General features: G+C 52.5%; 1 rRNA gene. It reads left to right on the top strand.

The annotated features are described in order from the left end of the window. Positions 1-917: ribosomal RNA gene (locus tag HMPREF1254_RS11880) — 23S ribosomal RNA — on the top strand; the annotation flags it as partial.

Here is a 917-nt window from a genome sequence, read left to right as displayed (position 1 = left end):
CCCCTGCTGGAGTGTATGGAAAAGCAAATGTAGGTATAAGTAACGATAAGGAGGGTGAGATTCCCTCCCGCCGCAAGACCAAGGTTTCCCGGGCAATGCCAATCAGCCCGGGGTCAGTCGGGTCCTAAGCCTCAGCCGAACGGCGAGGGCGATGGCAGACACGGTTAATATTCCGTGACTGCTGCATGATGCGATTGCGGAGACGGAGAAGTGACACCGCCGCGGGCTGACGGAATAGCCCGTTGAAGAGATTAGGCGCTGATCATGGCAGGCAAATCCACCATGAGAGCTGAATCTTGAAAGTATGCCCATCCCCTCGGGGAAGGGCAATAGTGTGGGTAATCATGCTCCCGAGAAAATCCGCTAAGCTCCAGTCATGCAGCACCCGTACCGCAAACGGACACACGTAGTCGGGTTGAATATACTAAGGCGTTGAGAGATTCATGGTTAAGGAACTAGGCAAATTAACCCCGTAACTTCGGGAGAAGGGGTCCTCGTCCCTATGACGAGGCGCAGAGAATAGGTCCAGGCAACTGTTTAACAAAAACACAGGGCTGTGCTAACACGAAAGTTGATGTATACAGCCTGACACCTGCCCGGTGCCGGAAGGTTAAGAGGAGAGGTCATACATAAGTAGAAGCCTTGAATTGAAGCCCCGGTAAACGGCGGCCGTAACTATAACGGTCCTAAGGTAGCGAAATTCCTTGTCGGGTAAGTTCCGACCTGCACGAATGGTGTAATGATCCGGACACTGTCTCAATCATGATCTCAGTGAAATTGTAGTATCGGTGAAGATGCCGATTACCCGCGATGGGACGAAAAGACCCCGTGAACCTTTACTATAGCTTAGCATTGACCTTGGTCATCCGATGTGTAGGATAGGCCGGAGGCTTTGAAGTTGCCGCGCCAGCGGTGAC

Source organism: Prevotella sp. BV3P1 (genome assembly GCF_000479005.1).
Taxonomy (GTDB): Bacteria; Bacteroidota; Bacteroidia; order Bacteroidales; family Bacteroidaceae; genus Prevotella.
The sequence above is the reverse complement of the archived record's forward strand: the minus strand, read 5'-3'. Positions and strand labels throughout refer to the sequence as shown.